Genomic DNA, 17,322 nt, shown 5'->3' with positions numbered 1-17,322 from the left:
ATGGGTACAGCGTGTGCAGGAAAAGGTCAAGCGGTGATGAATTTTTATTGTTCAAAAACAAGTGTTTATGTATGTCACTTGTATGGCAGTATTAGAACCTAACTAGCTGCATTTGTTGAATTCTCATGGCAGACACTAGCAATGTGTTCTCCCCAAATTTGATAGGCACTTCTTAAACCAGCTTCGCAATCGTCTCTGTTGTATCGTGCTTCCAAATCTGAACGGGCATGGCCCAACGCCAGTTCCGCAATCTCAGTTTCAACATATAGGCGGGACAACCCTGTTCGGAACGTCCGCCGCAAATCGTGAAAAGTGAACTGGACGCCGCAGGTTTTGACAAACCCCGGAGTGCCCGGCTTTGTTCCTCCCGCGGTTCTCTTGTCTCCCGGATCCATGATCTTGCTCCAGCCGGACATTGGACCATTGGTGCGAGGCGATGGGAAAACAAAGTCCGAAACGAGCTTTTCACCTTTTAACGGGGCAAGTAGTTTTTCGAGCTCGTCCGAAACGTAGACAGTGTGGCCTCTTGCCTGTTTCGTGAAGGTAGCTGGCAACTCGATCCGGCTTGCACCCAAATCCACCATTTTCCAAACAAGTCTGGCTCCTTCGTTTCGGCGACATCCGGTCAAAATCAGAAATCTCACCAGCCGTCCAAACGAGGTTTTCGGGTCAGCTGATCTCCAAATCGCGCAAATCTCGTCGTCACTCAGGGCTCTGCCCATCTCGGATTTCTTGACACGCTCTGACCGAGTATCGCGGCGACGTCGATACCCCGCCAATGGATTGACCTCCAAGACCCGCGCATCGAAGGTACACCAGTTCAAAAATGTTGAGCAGCGTGTTCGAAATGTGCCTCCGGCCGTGCCGCCGCTTTTCTTGTCTAACCGCTCGATAATCTCAGCATATTCCCATGCTTTGATTTCCGATATCTCACGGCCAAGCATAGGGCGCAGCCTACGTTGAAGCAGGCTGATGACATCGGTGCGAGTCACGTAGCCCCTACGCTCCAAGTGCTGGTCATACCTATCCAACATCTCTTTCACAGTTGAGCGAGTACGTCGCTTCTCTTCCGCCCGCTCCGCATTCGGATCGACCCCGGACGCGACCTGACCCAACACCGCCAAGGCCATTCGCCGGGCTTCTTTAACATTGGCAATAGAACCAGGAGAGCCGATCTTGAACCGTTTCGCGTTAGCAGCGCGTCCCTTCCCTAAAGGGCGGTAGACGACCACATAGGACACGCTTTTGCCACGTACCCGGAGCCCGAAACCCGTTACGTCAGTATCCCAAACAACATACTCTGAGCGAGTTTTGTCAGGGCAGATAGAACGTACGAAGGCGTCAGTCAGCTTTCTCTTTTCGGATTTCATACTTCTCTCTCGGGCAGCACCGGGGCAGCACCAAACGTGACACACCATGTCCCCTGAGTGACCCGGGTGTCTCTATAATGTCAAGTAAAACAATTAGTTGTCGATCCTTCTGACATTTCCTGGCACCCATTGTCACCCTAGAGCACTGTCTTCGGGAGGCAGGGGTCGGAGGTTCGAATCCTCTCACTCCGACCAATGAATCCAGATACTTAGTCGGTTTTGTCATGACCCTTATTAAGGGTCGGTCCGGATTTGATCCGGATTATGCGGCTTTTGAGGCGGGTTTCGGTGAGTCCAGCCTCCTCAGAAACCGAAAGGCCGCTGACTGGGCTGGCACCCGCGTCAACGGCCAAATCGAAAAGTTTGCACAGAGTGGATACCAGATCGCGGGCGTGATCGCAATCGCGGGAGGGGCCGATGTCTGAGCTTCTGCCCTTCTGCAAGATCAAGCTGCAATACCTGCTGGAGATGGTCACCGACCACGAACTGGACGACAACGCCCTGCGCGTGGCGCTCTATCTGGCACTGGCACATGCCGATCATGAGACCGGCGAGAGCCGCCCGTCTTTCGAGACCATCGGCGCGGCAATCGGCAAGCACGCCAAGTCGGTCAAGCGAGCGCTGAACAAAGTCGAGGCGGCGGGCTACATGACCATCGAGCGCGGGACCAACAAGGGGAACGCGTCCCGTTATCGCCCGACCGAAGCGGCTCTGAAACGAGCCACGGATCGCCGCCGGGAGGGGGACAAGGTTGTCCCGCCTAGCCGCACCAAAGGGGGACAATCCTATCCACAAAGCGGGACAGACCTGTCCGGGAAAGGGGGACAGGATCGCCCCCCGAACAGAGAACAAGAATTTAGAATAGAACGAGGGCGCGCGTCCGCGCCGGATTTGCCCGATGAAGGGCAATCCGGCGGAACACGCTCAAAACGGGCCCCGGATGGCCAGCACCTGGTCTTCGTCCCGAGGGGCATCTGCTTTGTCCGGGACTGGAACGAGAGGCTGGCCAGGGAAGGTATGACCACGCTGGAACGCAGCCTTCCCCTGTCACCGCATGAACATCATCTGGGCTTCTGGCTTCCAGCGAGAACACCGGCCCCGTTGGGCAGCGCTGAGTGGCAGGACCAGCTCCAATTGCTCAGAGATTTGATCCGCGAGACGTCAGAAAACGCGGAGCACTGTCATGCGGTCTGAGCAAACAGCAAGGCGACCCATGTCATACGCTGGCGCGGATGACACGGGACCTTGCGAGGGGCGGCAAGCCTCCCCTTCGAACCCCACCGGCGCGGGAAAAGCCCGCGCAAAGGAGCCGCTGACGGAGACCTTCGTCTTCCGTTGCACGGCGACCGAGAAGGCCGATCTGCGCTCCAAGGCCGAGGCTGCTGGCCTGCCCGCCGCGACGCTCCTGCGCGAGGCGCTTGGCCTGACTGAGGCGCGCCGCCGCAAGCCCGTGCCGCGCGTCGATCCGGCCCTGGTGCTGGCGGTCGGGCGCATCGGTGGCAACCTCAACCAGATTGCGAGATGGCTGAACCGCGCCATGCTGGTGGGTCGCACCGACCTCGACAGCCTGACCGTCGCGCGCCGCCTGCTGGTGATCGAACGCCAAATTGCTCAGCTCCTCGAAGAGACGCGGCAGTGCTGATCAAGTTCTTCCCCAACGGCAAGGGCGCCGGCGCGGGACCGGTCGGCTACCTCGTGGCCGAGCGCGTGCTGGCCTATGATGGCAATCGCGACCTGATCCGCGATGCCGATGGCCACCCCCTGACCGTGGTGCGCGATCCCTTGCCCGAGGTGCTGCGCGGTGACCCAAGCCGCACCGAGGCGCTGATCGACGCCAGCCCCCACCATTGGACTTACCGTGCGGGCGTGATCAGCTTTGCAGCCGAGGACGCCCCCAGCGAGGCGCAGCAGGCCGAGGTCATGGACGCCTTCGAGCAGCTGGCCTTCGCCGGGTTGGACGGTGAGCAATATGACATGCTCTGGGTCCGCCACAGCCACGAGAACCGCGTTGAGCTGCATTTCTGCACCCCGCGCCTGGAGCTGACCACCGGGCGTAGCCTGAATATCGCTCCGCCAGGCTACCAAGACGCCTATGACAGCCTGCGCGACCTGATGAACCAACGCCGCGGCTGGGCCGATCCGATGGAACTGGAGCGCGTCCAAGAGGTGCGTGACACCATCGAAGCTCCGAACCGCGCCCAAGGCCGCGACGAACTGCATGCGTGGATCCTCGATCAGATTTCCATGGGTCTGATCGAGGATCGTGCAAGCATGATCGAGGCGCTCACCGACGCGGGCTTCGACCTACATCGTGCGGGCAAATCCTACCTGACCGCCCAAGACCCCGAGTCCGGCGAACGCTGGCGCCTGAAAGGAGAGATTTTTCATGAAGACTGGCAAGCCGACCCGGCTGAGCGAGAAACTGAACGCGGAGCTGGACACGATACGCCAAGACTACGCCGCCTCGATGGCATCCCAGCTGGAGAGCTTCAGAACCGATTTGACAGCCATTGTGAACGACGCGCGGCGTACCATCGAGAGCGATACGCGCCACTTCCTGAACGAGAGCAGGAGCTTGTTCGAGACACGGACCGGGCAGATCAGGCGCTGGTTGACGATCTCTCCTTTGGTGATCTCAGGGCTGATCGTGACGGGGATCGCCTCGATGATGGCCGCGAGCTGGTTTTGGATGGTTCTGCTGACACGTTCGGAGCTGAGGGAACTGGGCCTGACGCGGATCGACCAGGGGGAACAGACCTGGCTGACGCTGGACCCCGACCAGACCGAGCTGAAGACCTGCACGATGGCTGGGACGCCGGTCATTTGCATCAAGATCGAGGAGAGATGAATGACAACGCCCCTGACAGCCTTGGAACGCGACTTGCTCGCCTGCGTCGAGCGGTTGGTGACGGCCTGCGAAACCTCAGCCAAAGAATTGAGCGGATTAGAGGCACGCTCGACGAAGAGGCTGCAAGTCCAATTGGATGGTATCGCGGCCTGCACGACGTTGCTCATACGCTCGCAGATCGCGTCAATGAGGGCGTTGCGTGGCTTGCTGAACGAAGAGGCCACTTACAACTCGCTGGACACGAAGTTGAACGAGAGCTTGAGCTTAGTGAAGGCCGCCGAAGAGAAGCTGAAGCAGAGCTGAACGAATCGCAGATCGAACGAGGCCACAGCCATGGTCTGGAACTTTAGCGAGGAAGGGAAACCAGTGAATTTTGCACACGACCACTTCACCATGAGCTACCATCAAGCCCGCGAATACGGCATCGACTATCGCGGTTTTGAAAAGGTGGCCTGCCTTCCAGAAAAGGTTCCGCTTATTGCCGTAGCGGGTGTCTGGGGCGACTACCAGAACATCCGCTGCTTGTTTGTGGACGTTGCTGGAAATGGCTACATGCGAAATATCCGTTGGTGGGGCGATAAAGGTTATCCGATCAAGGAGTTGGGTATCAATGCGAAGGAAATTGCCGTTGGACAGCAATTTCTCCTCGAGGAAACTTAGTGATTTCTGCTCGGCCTTCCCAGCACATCAATGAGTTTGAGTGTTTCCGATTACGAAAATTTTTGGTAATTCTGCAATATTATGGCATGGCAAAATCAGATTTTTGTTATATTGTAGTATTGCAAATCGTGCGAGAGTAACATACCAAAGCATTACAATAAGCACAAATATGCAAAACTATAGGTTGGCAGATGTCCGTTTCAAACGCAAAACAGCGGCAAGCCGAAGGCAAGATAAATCAGGCTAGTCAAGTGGCTCAGGCCTTCGCCAAGCCCCTTGGAGGTTGGATCGCAACCTTCCAGGAAGCCATTGGCATGAGCGCACCAACGCTAGCCGAACGGCTAAGCGTATCCAGGAACAGCGTTTACAGCTCTATCCAGAAGGAAAAAGCTGGAACAATCTCCCTTAACCAGCTGGACAAGATGGCTGAGGCGATGGGCGGTAAACTGGTCTACGCGATCATTCCGCGCAAAGGAGCGGTCGAGGAGATCGTCATGGCTCAGGCTCGCAAGAAGGCCAAACGCATCATACAACGCACCCGCGCGCACATGGCCTTGGAAGAGCAGATCGAAGGCCTGCGCAGCCAGGAAGAGATGATTGAAGAGCTTGCGAAGGAAATCGCACGTGAGATGCCGAGGGATTTCTGGAAGTGACCTTGGAACTGCACGAACCCACCGGCGCAACACCACTGACACCGGACGAGTTGCTTGGCCTTAAGGCCAAGCATATCACCACGCGCGGCGAGCTGAATGAGCTGGAGGGTGAAAACATTATCGAAGGGCTTACCTGGCTAGATCGGAGGCCCAAATCATTTGACGTCCTGACCGACGATGCCGCACGAGAGGTCCACAAGCGATTGTTCGGCCAAGTCTGGGATTGGGCAGGCGTCTATCGCTTGACCGAGAAGAACATCGGCGTGCCGGTCTGGCACATCTCGACCGAGATGCACACATGCTTCGACGACGCCAGATACTGGCGCGACAACGGCACCTACGAGCCGCTGGAAGCCAGCGCACGCTTGCACCACAAACTGGTATGGGTTCACCCCTTCGCCAACGGTAACGGACGCTGGGCTCGGATCATGGCGGATGCCTACCTAACCACGATTGATCCGGACATATTCCTCGACTGGTCAGGCAGTGGGACACTGACTGCGGACGGTGATCACCGCACACGTTACATCGCGGCACTACGGGCTGCTGATGGGTTTGATTTTGAGCCATTGATTGAGTTTGTGGGGGCGCTTAAGGCTGGGGGCGATATAGTACGCTAGCGCCGGAACGGCCATTCATGGTTTGCGCAGAGAAAGTCAGTTGCGGAGCCCAAACTACCGAATGCTACAGCGTGCACCGATGGCTGCGAAGCCCAGCTGAGCTGCCGTTCAAAGCGACAGGTGAGTTTGTCCCGTGATGGATGGTAACGATTTTGAACGTGTTTCAGTTGGTTGCGGGCGGGCGTGTGCAATGTGTGTTCATGTTGTATTCGCGTTATCGCGAAAAATTTCGCGATCTGTTCGGTTTGTGGCATTCGGTATTTGAGTGGTTCTGTTTGGTACGACGGCGGACTTTGCGTTAGAAGGAGGACGAGCGGCTCAGGAAGGCGGTGTCGGACCTGACGCTGGACGAGTTCGTACTTACGGAAGCTGCTAGGGGGAATTTCTGAGCCTGCCCCGCCGTCGAGCCTGCATCAATATGATGCGCGGTCAGCTTTATGTATCGGAACGACGTGTTTGCCGCGGGTTCAGCCAGCATTGTTCCACACAGCGGCGGCAGCCAAACGGGCGTTCAGTGAAGAGTGTCGGGCGGCGGACATGATCGAACTGGCCCGGAAATCTGGCCGCTATGGCTACCGGCCGATCACAGTCCTGCTGCGGCATGCGGGTTGGCAGGTCAGCGATGGCCGTGTCGAGCGGCTGTGGAGACGGGAGTGCCTGGCGATAAAGGACGATCGGAAGCTAAACTCGAACAACGTCAAAGATGCGTTGAGCGACCTGTTTATCTCGCGCGGCGAGGCGGGCTTCATTCGGTCTTACAACAGCCCGGACTTCATCGCGCAGGCAGTGAGAGACTGGATCGTCGCAAAATGAAGAATCTGGGTCGTCAACCACAAATGCGATTGCTAGTATGGACTTAGAGCGGTCTTAGCACGGGGCTTGTTGATGCAGTGGAAGGAAGACTGGGATAGGAAGGGTATTGTGCATGTTCCAGGAGCGCTTAGCACTAGGGCAGTAAACCGTAGCCTCCGGTTGGTAGACGGCTTGTATGACAGGTTCTTAAATAAAGAACTGAACAACTTTTCGATTGGGGAAGAGACAGCGACAACTATGCCTGAACTGTGGACGCGCCTTCTAGCGTCACCTCCTGAAACGCAGACGTTCAAAAAATGGAATATAGTCGCGCTGGAGCCAGGGTTTATCGAAATGATCGACTTGGAGCCAGTGTTTTCAATGATTTTGGAACTCATGGGCAGTAACATTCATGTATTCCGGTCAGAAATCATTGTAGTTCCCGCTGGAGTGACGGAACCTGCCTACATCCATACAGATTCGGGTACTCTTGGAAAATGCTTTGTTGATCCGCGCTTTCCGCCATTAATGGCTTCAGTTCAATACTTCCTCACTGACTTAATCGAAGACAATTGTGGGAACTTTACCTATGTTCCCGGGACTCATTTCACTCCATTTCCGGAGGAAGATGACAATCCTTCGGGAAACCAAGTTAGCGGCTTTGTCCAGGGCCGCACAATAGAGGGACGTGTGCAAGTTCGTGCTAAAGCAGGGGACGCTGTGATTTTTCCGCACAGCCTGTGGCATGGTGCGAGCAAAAACACCGCAGTCTCTGCGCGAAAGTCTATAATAATTGGTTTCTGTCAGGATTTCGTCCGGCCTTACGACTACGTGCAGCAGAGAGTTGAGACACTTGAAGCATGCAGCAACGAACGCCAGCGGCGCCTGCTAGGTGATCTAGGAGGTTGGGCGTACCGTCCAGGATGCCAACATCACCCCGCTCCTGACCAAGACACAATAATGCGCGGCTCAGGTTGAACAACTTTCCGAGCTTCTGGCCAATTCTATCCAAAGTACAGTACTTGAGTCCTCAGCCGACCCGAAAGATCAAATTGTTCGGGCCGGCGTCGGCGTTGATTGGATGGATTCCAAACCAAATTGGCCGTCAGTTTATCCCTATATATCCCGAAGCTTTTGCGGGCCGGGAGTTTTCAATTGCGGGCTGTGCGAAGAGCGGTGCTATTGCGCTACGAATCGTGCTTTTCACATTGACTTTTCCATCCCATCGCACGTCGATTAGCTCGTATGTCCGAGTAAGTGGCGCCGATAGGTTTTCAACACCTTGCCAAACATAGGGCACCGTAGTCATGCCAGTGAGCATCTCGCCGGTTTTGGCCTGCAGTCGGAAGCGGATTGCGGACAAAGCTCTGCCAGGACCATTCGGCACAATGTACTCTTCGACAGGGGTGATGTTTGATGCGATTTCTGGTAGCAGACTAAAACCCTTCATCTGATTGCCGATAACAATTCCGCCGTTTTTTTCCTTTACGACAGACGATACGCTAAGCCCAAGAATCTGTTCGCCCTGTGCGTTGTAAATTGACCCTGAACGAGCTGGCTCAACGGAAAACTGTCCTTTCGCAATCTCAAGAAGTCTTTGGCTTTCATGTTCAGCACGAGCGAAAGGCATGGTTGCAGGTGCATTGCAAATCATAGGACAAGAAATAGGGTCGAAGCCCTTGGGGAACCGGCTGGCCTCGTATTCCATTTTCACGGTCCCTGTCGCCGCATCGCCGTGACCCTGGCCTTCAAACTGGAACTCTTCGCCGTTCACTTCGCACGACATATGCCATTCGATATTTGCCATGTTTGTCTCCATTTCAAAAATATTCCTGCTGGTTCAATAAAGCGATCCCATTTGGATAACGTATCGCTAAAATGAGTATGGTCGCGCGAAGGTTGCTTGTCTACGATGGTGTGAGGCATTTTAAGAATGGAAGCTTGGATGATCAAAGCGGCGAGAGATTTCGTCAATAAGGCACGATTTTGGAGGCACTACCGGCTTGGTTCCCTGCGCGTCTCCAACCCACCACTTGTCATAAATGTTGAGCCAACCAACCATTGTAACCTTCGCTGCCCCTTTTGTCCGGTGTCCCAGCATGTGCATGACCCGAACGTCGCTAGGGGCTTCCTGTCTTTAGACTTAGCTCATCGGCTGGCAAAAGAAGTCGGAGTTTGGCAGCCGATGGTGGCAATGAACTTGGGAGGAGAAAGCGCGTTACACCGCGATCTTGCTGAAGTTATCAGGGTATTTTCAGATGCGGGTTGCTATGTTTTCATGGATACGAATGCTGTGATCTTGAGCCAAGAGAAAGCAGATGCATTGATCGAAAGTGGCCTCAACGAGATTGTTTTCTGCATAGACGGTGAGGGAGACCCAGCCAGTTATGAAAGTATGCGTCGGCGCGGGGACTTGGACAAGGCCGTAGAAAATTCGAGCTATTTCATCAAAAAAGCGCGCTCATCAAATGGGAATGGGCGAACGATAAAGACGGTAGTCAAGAATATCCGCTATTTTGACGAAGCAGCGACGTTTGAGGTTCCGGAAACCTTAGTTAAGCGGTTCAAAGAGGCGGAGCCGGACGTCTTTCGTGCTAGCTGGGCTGACTATTGGCCCGGGGATCACGCAGAAAACCTGACAGAAAGCTACGATATCGAACCGTTTGATGAGGGTCGTTATCAATCCTGCACAAATCTTTGGAAGAAGATGGCTATCTCTTGGGATGGCAAGGTCTTCGCCTGTTGCCTAGACCTGAACAGAACAACAGAGATAGGGGATCTGAATTACCAATCGGTGATGGAGATTTGGAATGGAGAACCGATGCAAAACATGCGCCGAATGCATCGCGAGCGGCGACAAGGAGAGAGTGATCTTTGCCGGTCGTGTACAATGATCCAGCGGTCGCCGACAAGTAGTTGGGCAGGGATGTTCAATCTGCGAGGTGAGCGGTTCACGCCATTTTCCGACAAGCAGGGTAATCTCGCAGATGCGGATTAGAAAATGAGGGTTCGGATAGTCTCGGCCGTTCGTTCTCGTGCTTCTTGGGCAAAGGTGGCTCGCTCCATGACTGTCGCGCTTGACGAGATTGGTGTTCAGGTATGCCTCGTAGAAGATGATGACGGAATTGCCGAGCCGGGGCTGCCACTCGAACCTGCTGTGTTACGGGCGCTCACCCAAAACTCGACACAAGCAGATTGCGACCTCCTGATTACGCGGCCAGAGCGTTTCAAGCATTACAGTCAGTCTCGCATGGTCAGCGGCCTTATGGTTTTTGAGGCGGCACACTGGCCGAAGGAATGGGTCACGATGGCCCAAACCGCACTGGACTTTGTGATCGTCCCGTCTGAGTTTTGTCGCGCGGGCCTCGTTGGTTCAGGCCTTCCTAGGGAACGTGTGTGCATTGTCCCACACGGAGTTGACACTCGTGTTTTCCACAAAGCAGTGAATAGTGCTCACGATGATTTGAGTAAATCTGGTCTCATTCGGACGTTGTTTTTTGGCACGCCAAGCCGCCGCAAGGGGCTTGAGCTTTTGGTAGGCACTATCTTGGAACTACCCGCGGCACTCAGAACTCAAATTTTGCTGACTGTGAAGACAGAAACCTGGCCTAAGCGACCGGATGGAGAGGCTTCGTTGGGCATGCTCTTAGAGGCTTTGAGAGAGTCTGGTGTTTCGGTGACGCATGTTCGAGAATTCCTCGATGAACGCGCCCTTGCCGATCTTATGCGCATGCAGGACGTCGCATGTTTTCCGCACTATGGGGAAGGATTTGGCATGGGCATATTGGAATCCATGGCTTGCGGTCTATCTTCCATTGCCACGGATTGGTCGGGACCGAGGGACTTCTTCGATAGTACGTGTGGGTGGCCGGTCTCGCCAGGCGAGCAAACTCCGGCAGCTGAATTTTTGCCGGACAGCTTCCCGCGGGATGACGCCGCATGGATGCGAGGCCCAGACCAATCGCTTTTCCGAGCCGCACTGATTGAGGCAGTGACTTGTCCAGATCTGCGGCGCGAAAAGGGGCAAGCAGCAAGTGATCGCGCGGCGGCGTTTAGCTGGAAAAGTGCAGCGGAACAATTCTGCATATGCATTGAAGAAATGAATCAATGTGGAGCAGTCGGATGGCTTGGCAAACGCACTATCTGAGTGACATCGGATGCACTGTGGGACAAATGCTCGACCGTTTTCCCTACCATGCTGCTTTGGTCTTGACGGTTCAGGACGACCAAGCGCTTGCTGCACGACGTTTGGAAAACCTCTCGCGCGCATTTGATGCCGAAAAGAACCGTCCAATGCAAGTCGAACATGCGCCTTATCATCTCGTAGTTGATGCTAGCGATATTTGCAACTTGGCCTGCCCACTCTGCGTTCAAGCGACTGATCCGAAGGGGCGTAAACGTACAACCCTTGATATCAACCTTGCTAAAGAGGCATTCTCAGCTTTCGATCAGCTGCCAATCCGGGTCGAGTTATTCAATTGGGGTGAACCACTCCTAAACCCATCCTTCTATGAAATTGTTCGGATGGCACGCGTCCATAATCTCCTGACACGTACATCATCACATCTTAGCTTGCCGCGCCCATTGGATCCCGATGCGCTCATAGATAGCGGATTGCACAGCCTCGTTGTCTCAATTGATGGAGCCAGCCAAGCAACGTACGAACGCTACCGCGTAGGTGGTGATCTAAACTGCGTAATCGAAAATTTGAAGGCGCTCGTTGGTGCCAAGCGCCGTCGAGACGCAGCATTTCCGATTGTCGAATGGCAGTTTCTTTGCTTTCGTTACAATGTGCATGAGGTGAGCAAAGCACGGTCGCTCGCTGAGCAGATCGGAGTCGATATTTTTCGGTGCGGAGGAGCACGCGGGATTATGGCCGAACGAATTAGCGCGGGAGATGAAGAAAATTACTTCGCGTCCACTGAGCATCTTCTGGATGGTGACCACGAATTCAGTGAGTATGACGCAGATGGTTCACGTAGGAATGATTGGGAACGACAAGGGTGTCGCTGGCTCTGGGGAAAAATGGCAGTGCATGCCGATGGCGGTGTGGCACCTTGTTGGACTAGTTGGCGAAGCGGAGAAGATTTTGGCAATGTCCGCAGTGAGAACCTTGATGAGATCTGGGTCGGTCGAAACTATGAAAGCGCAAGGCGCGCAGCTACATCCAGTGGCGGTGGCGAGGGCACAGCGAAAATCTGCGAGAATTGTGCTTCCAAGAGGGCCTTTGTCAACGCGCCGGAGCGGTTTGTAGAATGGCCAAGTCAAGAAGACCTTGACGAAATGCAACTGAATCTTGAACGTTGGGGTTACATACCGAAATCCGGGGTTGGTCATTGATTTTACTTGCGGCGGGTTCTTGGGATTATTGCTGTTACCCGCTGGTCGAATTTCAAAAATATGAAAAAGGGAGTGTAGAAAATGTCGTTGATGAAATGGACGGAAGGCGATTTTTCAGCTGTCTCGTTTGTTCGTTTTGATCGCAGATCTAATTCCGGAAGCGTGGGGGGGAACGATGTTAAGCAAATTGCATCAAAATATCTTAACGAAGCCTTGCCACAAGCGCGTATCCGGCGCGTGCTTGGGGGCGAAGATGACGCTTGCTTTTTGGTGCAAGTGGGACTCGATGCCGACGTACGCCAGTCGTTGAACGAGTTTGTACTTACAATCGATGCTATGCCTTACTTGCTGTCAAGCAAGACAGAACTTGGTCGAGTTGTGTTTGCTGATCCGAGTGGTGACGACGACGGGTTGCTTAACTTCTGTCTTATGGATGGCCCTCTTAGCGTTGGCTTGGAAATGCTTCGCGAAGGCGGCGAAAAAGGCGTGCACGTTCTGGACGCCGTTGAACTGCTTGGACCCAATCCACCCCACTTGATCACGGTTCGTTTAGACCAGGCTTCGACTTATTTTGAGTTGGCCGCCAAGCTTGCTGGTTCTCAGCGGGACGGCGTTTCTGTGAGGGCGGTGTACTACTGAGGAACTTAAATCCCGTTCTTGCAAACAGGCTCAACTGTTGTTGAGAAAATAGCCATTGGGAGAGCTTGGCATTTCGGCGCGTATACCCTATTGCGTTAGACGTTCCCCCAGCAGTTAAAGAACGAAGATGACAAAAGAAAAAACCAGTTCTCAGTCGCCCACAGCCGTTGAGGGCTACCGATTCCCTGAGATTCCAGGCATCAAAGAAATTCCTGTTATCGATGCAGAAATTCTTGATTTTTGGAAGGAAGACAGGACATTCCAGGCGTCGATCGTGGGTCGACCAGAAGACAATCAGTTCGTCTTCTACGACGGACCTCCGTTTGCCAATGGTCTGCCGCACTACGGGCATCTGCTCACTGGATACGCAAAGGACGTGATCCCGCGCTTTCAAACGATGCGCGGCAAGCGTGTTGAGCGTCGGTTCGGTTGGGATACACACGGACTTCCTGCGGAACTGTCCGCTGAAAAAGACCTTGGGATCTCGGGACGCAAAGCGATTCTCGAGATGGGCATCGACAAGTTCAATGATGCTGCGCGCGCTGGCGTCATGAAATATGCTGGTGAGTGGGAGGATTATGTCACCAGACAGGCGCGCTGGGTCGATTTTGATAATGATTATAAGACGCTTGACGTCACGTTCATGGAAAGCGGCATCTGGGCTTTCAAGCAGCTCTGGGACCGCGGTCTGGTGTACAAAGACTATCGCGTTGTGCCGTATTCCTGGGCTGTGGAGTCGTCGCTGTCGAATTTTGAAACGCGTCTTGACGATTCCTACCGCAACCGGACAGACCCAGCGGTGACCGTTGGGCTCGAGATCAATACCGGCCCCGAGCATCTTCGCGGCGCAAGTCTCCTGATCTGGACGACTACGCCCTGGACTCTGCCGTCCAACCTGGCGGCGGCGGTCAATGCCAACATCTCCTATACGATCATGGAGAAGGACGGCCGGCGCTTCATTCTGTCCGTGAACGCGTTGAGCCGCTATAAAAAAGAAATTGAAGGTGCGACCCAAATCGGAACGGTCCAGGGGGCCGAACTTGCAGGCCTGCGCTACACGCCGGCGTTTCCATATTTTCTTGACCACCCGAATGCCTTTCAGATTCTGGTTGAGGAGTTTGTCACCGACGACGACGGTACGGGTGTGGTCCACATGGCACCGGGTTTTGGCGCGGATGACCTTGAGGCATGTCGAAGAGCTGGGATTGAGGTTGTTGTGCCTGTCGATGCCGCAGGGCTATTTACAGCCGAGGTCGAGGATTACGTGGGAATGCTCGTCTTTGAAGCCAACAAGCCGATTATCAGTCGTTTGAAGGAAGAAGGGAAACTCTTCCGCCACGATTCGTACGACCACAACTACCCGCATTGCTGGCGGACCGACGAGCCGTTGATCTACAAGGCGGTGGATTCATGGTATCTGCGCGTATCTGACTTCCGCGACCGGATGGTCGAACTCAATGAAGAGATCAATTGGGTTCCGGGGCACGTCAAAAAGGGTATCTTTGGCAATTGGCTGGCCGGCGCGCAGGATTGGAACATTTCGCGCTCGCGGTTCTGGGGAACACCGCTGCCGATCTGGGTCAGTGACGACCCGGCCTATCCGCGCACGGAGGTCTACGGGTCTATCAAAGAACTGGAGGAGGCCTTCGGTGTCGAGGTCAAGGACCTGCACAGGCCCTATATTGACGAACTTGTTCGGCCAAATCCGGACGATCCCACTGGTCAATCAATGATGCGCCGGGTCGAGGACGTCTTCGACGTTTGGTTCGACTCCGGTTCGATGCCATTTGCCAGCGCGCATTACCCGTTCGAAGGGGAAACATGGCTGGACCAGAATTTCCCGGCAGACTTTATTGTCGAATATGTGGCGCAGACACGTGGTTGGTTTTACACTCTGATGGTTCTTGGCACGATGCTGTTTGACCGACCGCCGTTCAAAAATGCCATTTGTCACGGTGTCGTGCTTGGCGAAAACCGCGTCAAGCTGTCAAAGCGGCTGCGCAATTATCCCGACCCGATGGAGTTTTTTGATCAGTACGGGTCAGACGTTATGCGATGGTTCCTTCTGTCGTCACCGGTTCTGACGGGTGGCGATCTGGTGGTGCCAAAGGAAGGGCGTGAAATCGCAACCGTGCAAAGAGATGCGATTGCCCCTTTGATGAACGCTTATAACTTTTTTGCGCTTTATGCCAATCTGGAAGACCGACAGCCAAGGATTATAGGCGAGTCAAAGCACGCCCTTGACCAATATATCCTTTCTAAGACCGGAGAGCTTTCAAGATCAATTTCGGCAGCCCTTGAGGCGTATGATATTCCTTTGGCCTGTCGCGAAGGTACTGCTTATTTTGATGCGCTTACCAATTGGTATATTCGCCGATCCCGCCCGCGTTTCTGGGGGGAGAGCGACGAAACCTCTCGTGAGGCGGCGTTTGATACACTTTACACGGTGCTCACAAAGGTTTGCCGCATCATGGCGCCGCTCCTGCCAATTGTCACCGAGAAAATCTATAGGTCGCTCACTGGCGAACGTTCGGTGCACCTCGTTGATTGGCCCGAGAAAAACGAGTTTCCGCGCGATGACAATTTGGTCACGGCAATGGACCTTGTTCGCCAAGCGTGTTCGTCAAGCTTGACAGTGCGAGAACGGTTCCGTCTACGGGTGCGTTTGCCATTGAAAACATTGACGATCGTCCACAAGGAGGCCGAACTCCTTCGTCCCTTCGCCGAATTGATTGCCGAAGAAATCAATGTCCGCCAAGTGATCTTTTCCACGGACCTCGCAAAGCATGGAAACTTGCAGATCAAAATCAACCCAAAGATTGGGAAACGGGTCGGGAAAAAGATGAAGAGCATTTTGGCGGCGGCGCGTGAAGGGTCGTTCGTTCTGAATGACGATGGAAGCGCGATTGTGGCTGACGAATATTTGTCGGGCGAAGATTTTTCGCTTCAACTGGCGACCGAGTCCGAAAGCGCGTCCGAATCTTTCGCAAGCGGCGGTACGGTTTTGTTAGATGTTTCTGTCGATAAAGATCAGGAGCGCGAAGGGTTGGCGCGGGACGTTATTCGGTTTATTCAGAATGCCCGAAAAGAAAAAGGATTTGAAGTGTCAGACCGAATTTCTCTTTATATCGAGTTAGACAGTCAGATAATAGAAGATGCCGTTTCGGAGCACAAGGATCTGATTGCAAAAGAGACTTTGGTGACTGAATGGGTGACCAATATGGATGATGGAGTCCAGGTAATGGGAGAGGTGGCGGGAGAGAAAATTATCGTCCGAATGCAAAGGTAGATTTTTTGCCTGTTCTGCTTCATACCCTACGTGAAAATGGTGCTCAATGAGCCGATCTAAGCGAAACACAATTCAGTTGATCACGGTCCTTTAGTAATAGGCAAGCCAGACGGAGACTGTCAGTTAAATCGTATCGAAAAGCGACTATTGATGGTGGGCTGGGGAGGACTTGAACCTCCGACCTCACGCTTATCAGGCGTGCGCTCTAACCACCTGAGCTACCAGCCCCCAAGGACGCGTCTTAGCATCAGAGTTGCTTGCCGTCTACGTAATAAGAACTTAGCTATCTTCGAAGAGGATTTTTTTGGAAAGTTTAGATCTTTTCGAAACAGAGGCTCTTGAAGAGTTGCTTGACGAAGTAGGATCTTGAGCTTGATGCGATGGTGATCGTCCAGTCGCGCTTGCTCTCTGGATGAGTGGACAGACTTTCTCGCTGGTTTAGGGTCGTAGCCACCGGAGGCGCGCAACTCAGGTGCAATCCAAAGTGAAGGTCCGGCAAGCGCACAACGCAGCCTCCTGCGCAAACGCAGCGAATTCGACCTATTTCCGCGCCTTACCCGTTCGCTGAGGCTTACGCGGACGGTAGCGATTTCCGGTGGCTCAAATTCGTGCATCGCGCGGCGGATTCACCGACCGAGCCCGCTTTACCGGATGCTGCGCCGAGCACGAAGGTCAGCTTTTTATACTGGCCTGCTCAGGACAACATACAAGGACTTATGCGACTTGAGCCCAAATTTTGTCGAGATATGAAGTTAGCCTACTATATTTAGAGATTAATTATCGCTATGGGCAATATCGTACTTGCGTATCGCGCCCGGCGACTCTATATTGATTGGCGTGATGAACCTTTCGTATGCAGAACCCGACGAGTCCTGGGGCCAGAGGCCCTGTGAAGGCTTAGTGCCTTCGTCTCTCGCCTGCGTCTCGGCACGGGGGCTGGCCGCGCGCCGCACCCATCCGGGGTTGGGTGCGGCATGTAAAGGGTCAAACGCCGCTGATCTGCTTCCTCATTCCTACGGGGGCCATTTTGGGCCGGAATCGAGGAGTAAAAGACATGCGAAAGAAAGACGTTCAGCACCAGCGGCGGCATCGCAAGAAACCTTCAAAGTGG

General features: G+C 54.2%; 15 protein-coding genes, 1 tRNA gene and 1 pseudogene. 14 read left to right on the top strand and 3 right to left on the bottom strand.

The window, feature by feature from the left end; translation table 11 throughout:
- Positions 1 to 98: 98 nt before the first annotated feature.
- Positions 99 to 1,370, bottom strand: coding sequence for a tyrosine-type recombinase/integrase (locus tag ACR0JN_RS11525; RefSeq protein ID WP_480885732.1), 1,272 nt, complete (start codon positions 1,368 to 1,370; stop codon positions 99 to 101).
- A gap of 224 nt (positions 1,371 to 1,594) precedes the next feature.
- Between ACR0JN_RS11525 and ACR0JN_RS11520 the strand changes: the two genes are divergently transcribed.
- The 9 genes and pseudogenes from ACR0JN_RS11520 to ACR0JN_RS11480 all read left to right on the top strand — a co-directional run bounded on the left by ACR0JN_RS11520 (position 1,595) and on the right by ACR0JN_RS11480 (position 7,921).
- Positions 1,595 to 1,795: a hypothetical protein gene (locus ACR0JN_RS11520; RefSeq protein ID WP_480885730.1), complete on the top strand. Its 201-nt coding sequence runs from the start codon at positions 1,595 to 1,597 to the stop codon at positions 1,793 to 1,795.
- Entirely contained in the window at positions 1,788 to 2,564 is a 777-nt protein-coding gene (locus ACR0JN_RS11515) for a helix-turn-helix domain-containing protein (RefSeq protein WP_480885729.1), read from the top strand. The genes ACR0JN_RS11520 and ACR0JN_RS11515 overlap by 8 nt, the downstream gene beginning before the upstream one ends.
- Positions 2,565 to 2,583: 19 nt before the next feature.
- Positions 2,584 to 3,012 carry a plasmid mobilization protein gene (locus ACR0JN_RS11510; RefSeq protein ID WP_480885727.1) on the top strand — a complete coding sequence of 143 codons (429 nt, stop codon included), beginning with the start codon at positions 2,584 to 2,586 and terminating at the stop codon, positions 3,010 to 3,012.
- Entirely contained in the window at positions 3,006 to 4,568 is a 1,563-nt protein-coding gene (locus ACR0JN_RS11505; RefSeq protein WP_480885726.1) for a relaxase family protein, read from the top strand. Before ACR0JN_RS11510 ends, ACR0JN_RS11505 begins: the two co-directional genes overlap by 7 nt.
- On the top strand, positions 4,552 to 4,878 hold the full coding sequence (locus tag ACR0JN_RS11500; protein ID WP_480885724.1) for a hypothetical protein: 327 nt from the start codon (positions 4,552 to 4,554) through the stop codon (positions 4,876 to 4,878). The genes ACR0JN_RS11505 and ACR0JN_RS11500 overlap by 17 nt, the downstream gene beginning before the upstream one ends.
- Positions 4,879 to 5,069: 191 nt before the next feature.
- Complete coding sequence (locus tag ACR0JN_RS11495) at positions 5,070 to 5,531, top strand: helix-turn-helix domain-containing protein (RefSeq protein WP_480885722.1); 462 nt, start codon at positions 5,070 to 5,072, stop codon at positions 5,529 to 5,531.
- Positions 5,528 to 6,151, top strand: coding sequence for a mobile mystery protein B (locus ACR0JN_RS11490; protein WP_480885721.1), 624 nt, complete (start codon positions 5,528 to 5,530; stop codon positions 6,149 to 6,151). Before ACR0JN_RS11495 ends, ACR0JN_RS11490 begins: the two co-directional genes overlap by 4 nt.
- A 302-nt stretch (positions 6,152 to 6,453) precedes the next feature.
- A pseudogene (locus ACR0JN_RS11485) lies at positions 6,454 to 6,958 on the top strand (IS3 family transposase); the annotation flags it as partial.
- Between the two features lie 78 nt (positions 6,959 to 7,036).
- Positions 7,037 to 7,921, top strand: a complete 885-nt coding sequence (locus tag ACR0JN_RS11480; RefSeq protein ID WP_480885719.1) for a phytanoyl-CoA dioxygenase family protein — start codon at positions 7,037 to 7,039, stop codon at positions 7,919 to 7,921.
- Between the two features lie 127 nt (positions 7,922 to 8,048).
- Here the strand turns inward: ACR0JN_RS11480 and ACR0JN_RS11475 are convergent, their stop codons facing one another.
- Positions 8,049 to 8,750, bottom strand: a complete 702-nt coding sequence (locus tag ACR0JN_RS11475; RefSeq protein WP_480885717.1) for a hypothetical protein — start codon at positions 8,748 to 8,750, stop codon at positions 8,049 to 8,051.
- A gap of 138 nt (positions 8,751 to 8,888) precedes the next feature.
- On the opposite strand from ACR0JN_RS11475, the gene ACR0JN_RS11470 reads away from it, so the two are divergent.
- The 5 genes from ACR0JN_RS11470 to ileS all read left to right on the top strand — a co-directional run bounded on the left by ACR0JN_RS11470 (position 8,889) and on the right by ileS (position 16,211).
- Positions 8,889 to 9,941: a radical SAM/SPASM domain-containing protein gene (locus tag ACR0JN_RS11470; protein WP_480885716.1), complete on the top strand. Its 1,053-nt coding sequence runs from the start codon at positions 8,889 to 8,891 to the stop codon at positions 9,939 to 9,941.
- A gap of 66 nt (positions 9,942 to 10,007) precedes the next feature.
- Positions 10,008 to 11,090, top strand: coding sequence for a glycosyltransferase family 4 protein (locus tag ACR0JN_RS11465; RefSeq protein WP_480885715.1), 1,083 nt, complete (start codon positions 10,008 to 10,010; stop codon positions 11,088 to 11,090).
- Complete coding sequence (locus ACR0JN_RS11460) at positions 11,066 to 12,283, top strand: radical SAM protein (protein ID WP_480885713.1); 1,218 nt, start codon at positions 11,066 to 11,068, stop codon at positions 12,281 to 12,283. The genes ACR0JN_RS11465 and ACR0JN_RS11460 overlap by 25 nt, the downstream gene beginning before the upstream one ends.
- Before the next feature lie 81 nt (positions 12,284 to 12,364).
- Positions 12,365 to 12,922, top strand: a complete 558-nt coding sequence (locus ACR0JN_RS11455) for a hypothetical protein (RefSeq protein WP_480885711.1) — start codon at positions 12,365 to 12,367, stop codon at positions 12,920 to 12,922.
- Positions 12,923 to 13,049: 127 nt separating this feature from the next.
- The gene (gene ileS, locus ACR0JN_RS11450; RefSeq protein WP_480885709.1) at positions 13,050 to 16,211 is read left to right on the top strand and encodes an isoleucine--tRNA ligase; all 3,162 of its coding nucleotides are present in this window, start codon (positions 13,050 to 13,052) and stop codon (positions 16,209 to 16,211) included.
- Positions 16,212 to 16,362: 151 nt separating this feature from the next.
- On the opposite strand, the gene ACR0JN_RS11445 is transcribed toward ileS, so the two are convergent.
- Positions 16,363 to 16,439: transfer RNA gene (locus ACR0JN_RS11445), tRNA-Ile, on the bottom strand.
- Between the last annotated feature and the right edge of the window lie 883 nt (positions 16,440 to 17,322).

It is taken from the genome of Ruegeria sp. G12, from assembly GCF_056533565.1.
Note: the sequence above shows the minus strand (reverse complement) of the source record. Positions and strands in the feature narration are given on the sequence as shown.

What these genes read in the sequence shown, in the direction of transcription:
- ACR0JN_RS11455 (WP_480885711.1), top strand. Translation starts at nt 12,365, where the DNA reads ATGTCGTTGATGAAATGGACGGAAGGCGATTTTTCAGCTGTCTCGTTT.
- ACR0JN_RS11520 (WP_480885730.1), top strand. Translation starts at nt 1,595, where the DNA reads ATGACCCTTATTAAGGGTCGGTCCGGATTTGATCCGGATTATGCGGCT.
- ACR0JN_RS11465 (WP_480885715.1), top strand. Translation starts at nt 10,008, where the DNA reads ATGACTGTCGCGCTTGACGAGATTGGTGTTCAGGTATGCCTCGTAGAA.
- ACR0JN_RS11515 (WP_480885729.1), top strand. Translation starts at nt 1,788, where the DNA reads ATGTCTGAGCTTCTGCCCTTCTGCAAGATCAAGCTGCAATACCTGCTG.
- ACR0JN_RS11510 (WP_480885727.1), top strand. Translation starts at nt 2,584, where the DNA reads ATGTCATACGCTGGCGCGGATGACACGGGACCTTGCGAGGGGCGGCAA.
- ACR0JN_RS11470 (WP_480885716.1), top strand. Translation starts at nt 8,889, where the DNA reads ATGATCAAAGCGGCGAGAGATTTCGTCAATAAGGCACGATTTTGGAGG.
- ACR0JN_RS11525 (WP_480885732.1), bottom strand. Translation starts at nt 1,370, where the DNA reads ATGAAATCCGAAAAGAGAAAGCTGACTGACGCCTTCGTACGTTCTATC.
- ACR0JN_RS11480 (WP_480885719.1), top strand. Translation starts at nt 7,037, where the DNA reads ATGCAGTGGAAGGAAGACTGGGATAGGAAGGGTATTGTGCATGTTCCA.
- ACR0JN_RS11475 (WP_480885717.1), bottom strand. Translation starts at nt 8,750, where the DNA reads ATGGCAAATATCGAATGGCATATGTCGTGCGAAGTGAACGGCGAAGAG.
- ACR0JN_RS11460 (WP_480885713.1), top strand. Translation starts at nt 11,066, where the DNA reads ATGGCTTGGCAAACGCACTATCTGAGTGACATCGGATGCACTGTGGGA.
- ileS (WP_480885709.1), top strand. Translation starts at nt 13,050, where the DNA reads ATGACAAAAGAAAAAACCAGTTCTCAGTCGCCCACAGCCGTTGAGGGC.
- ACR0JN_RS11500 (WP_480885724.1), top strand. Translation starts at nt 4,552, where the DNA reads ATGGTCTGGAACTTTAGCGAGGAAGGGAAACCAGTGAATTTTGCACAC.
- ACR0JN_RS11495 (WP_480885722.1), top strand. Translation starts at nt 5,070, where the DNA reads ATGTCCGTTTCAAACGCAAAACAGCGGCAAGCCGAAGGCAAGATAAAT.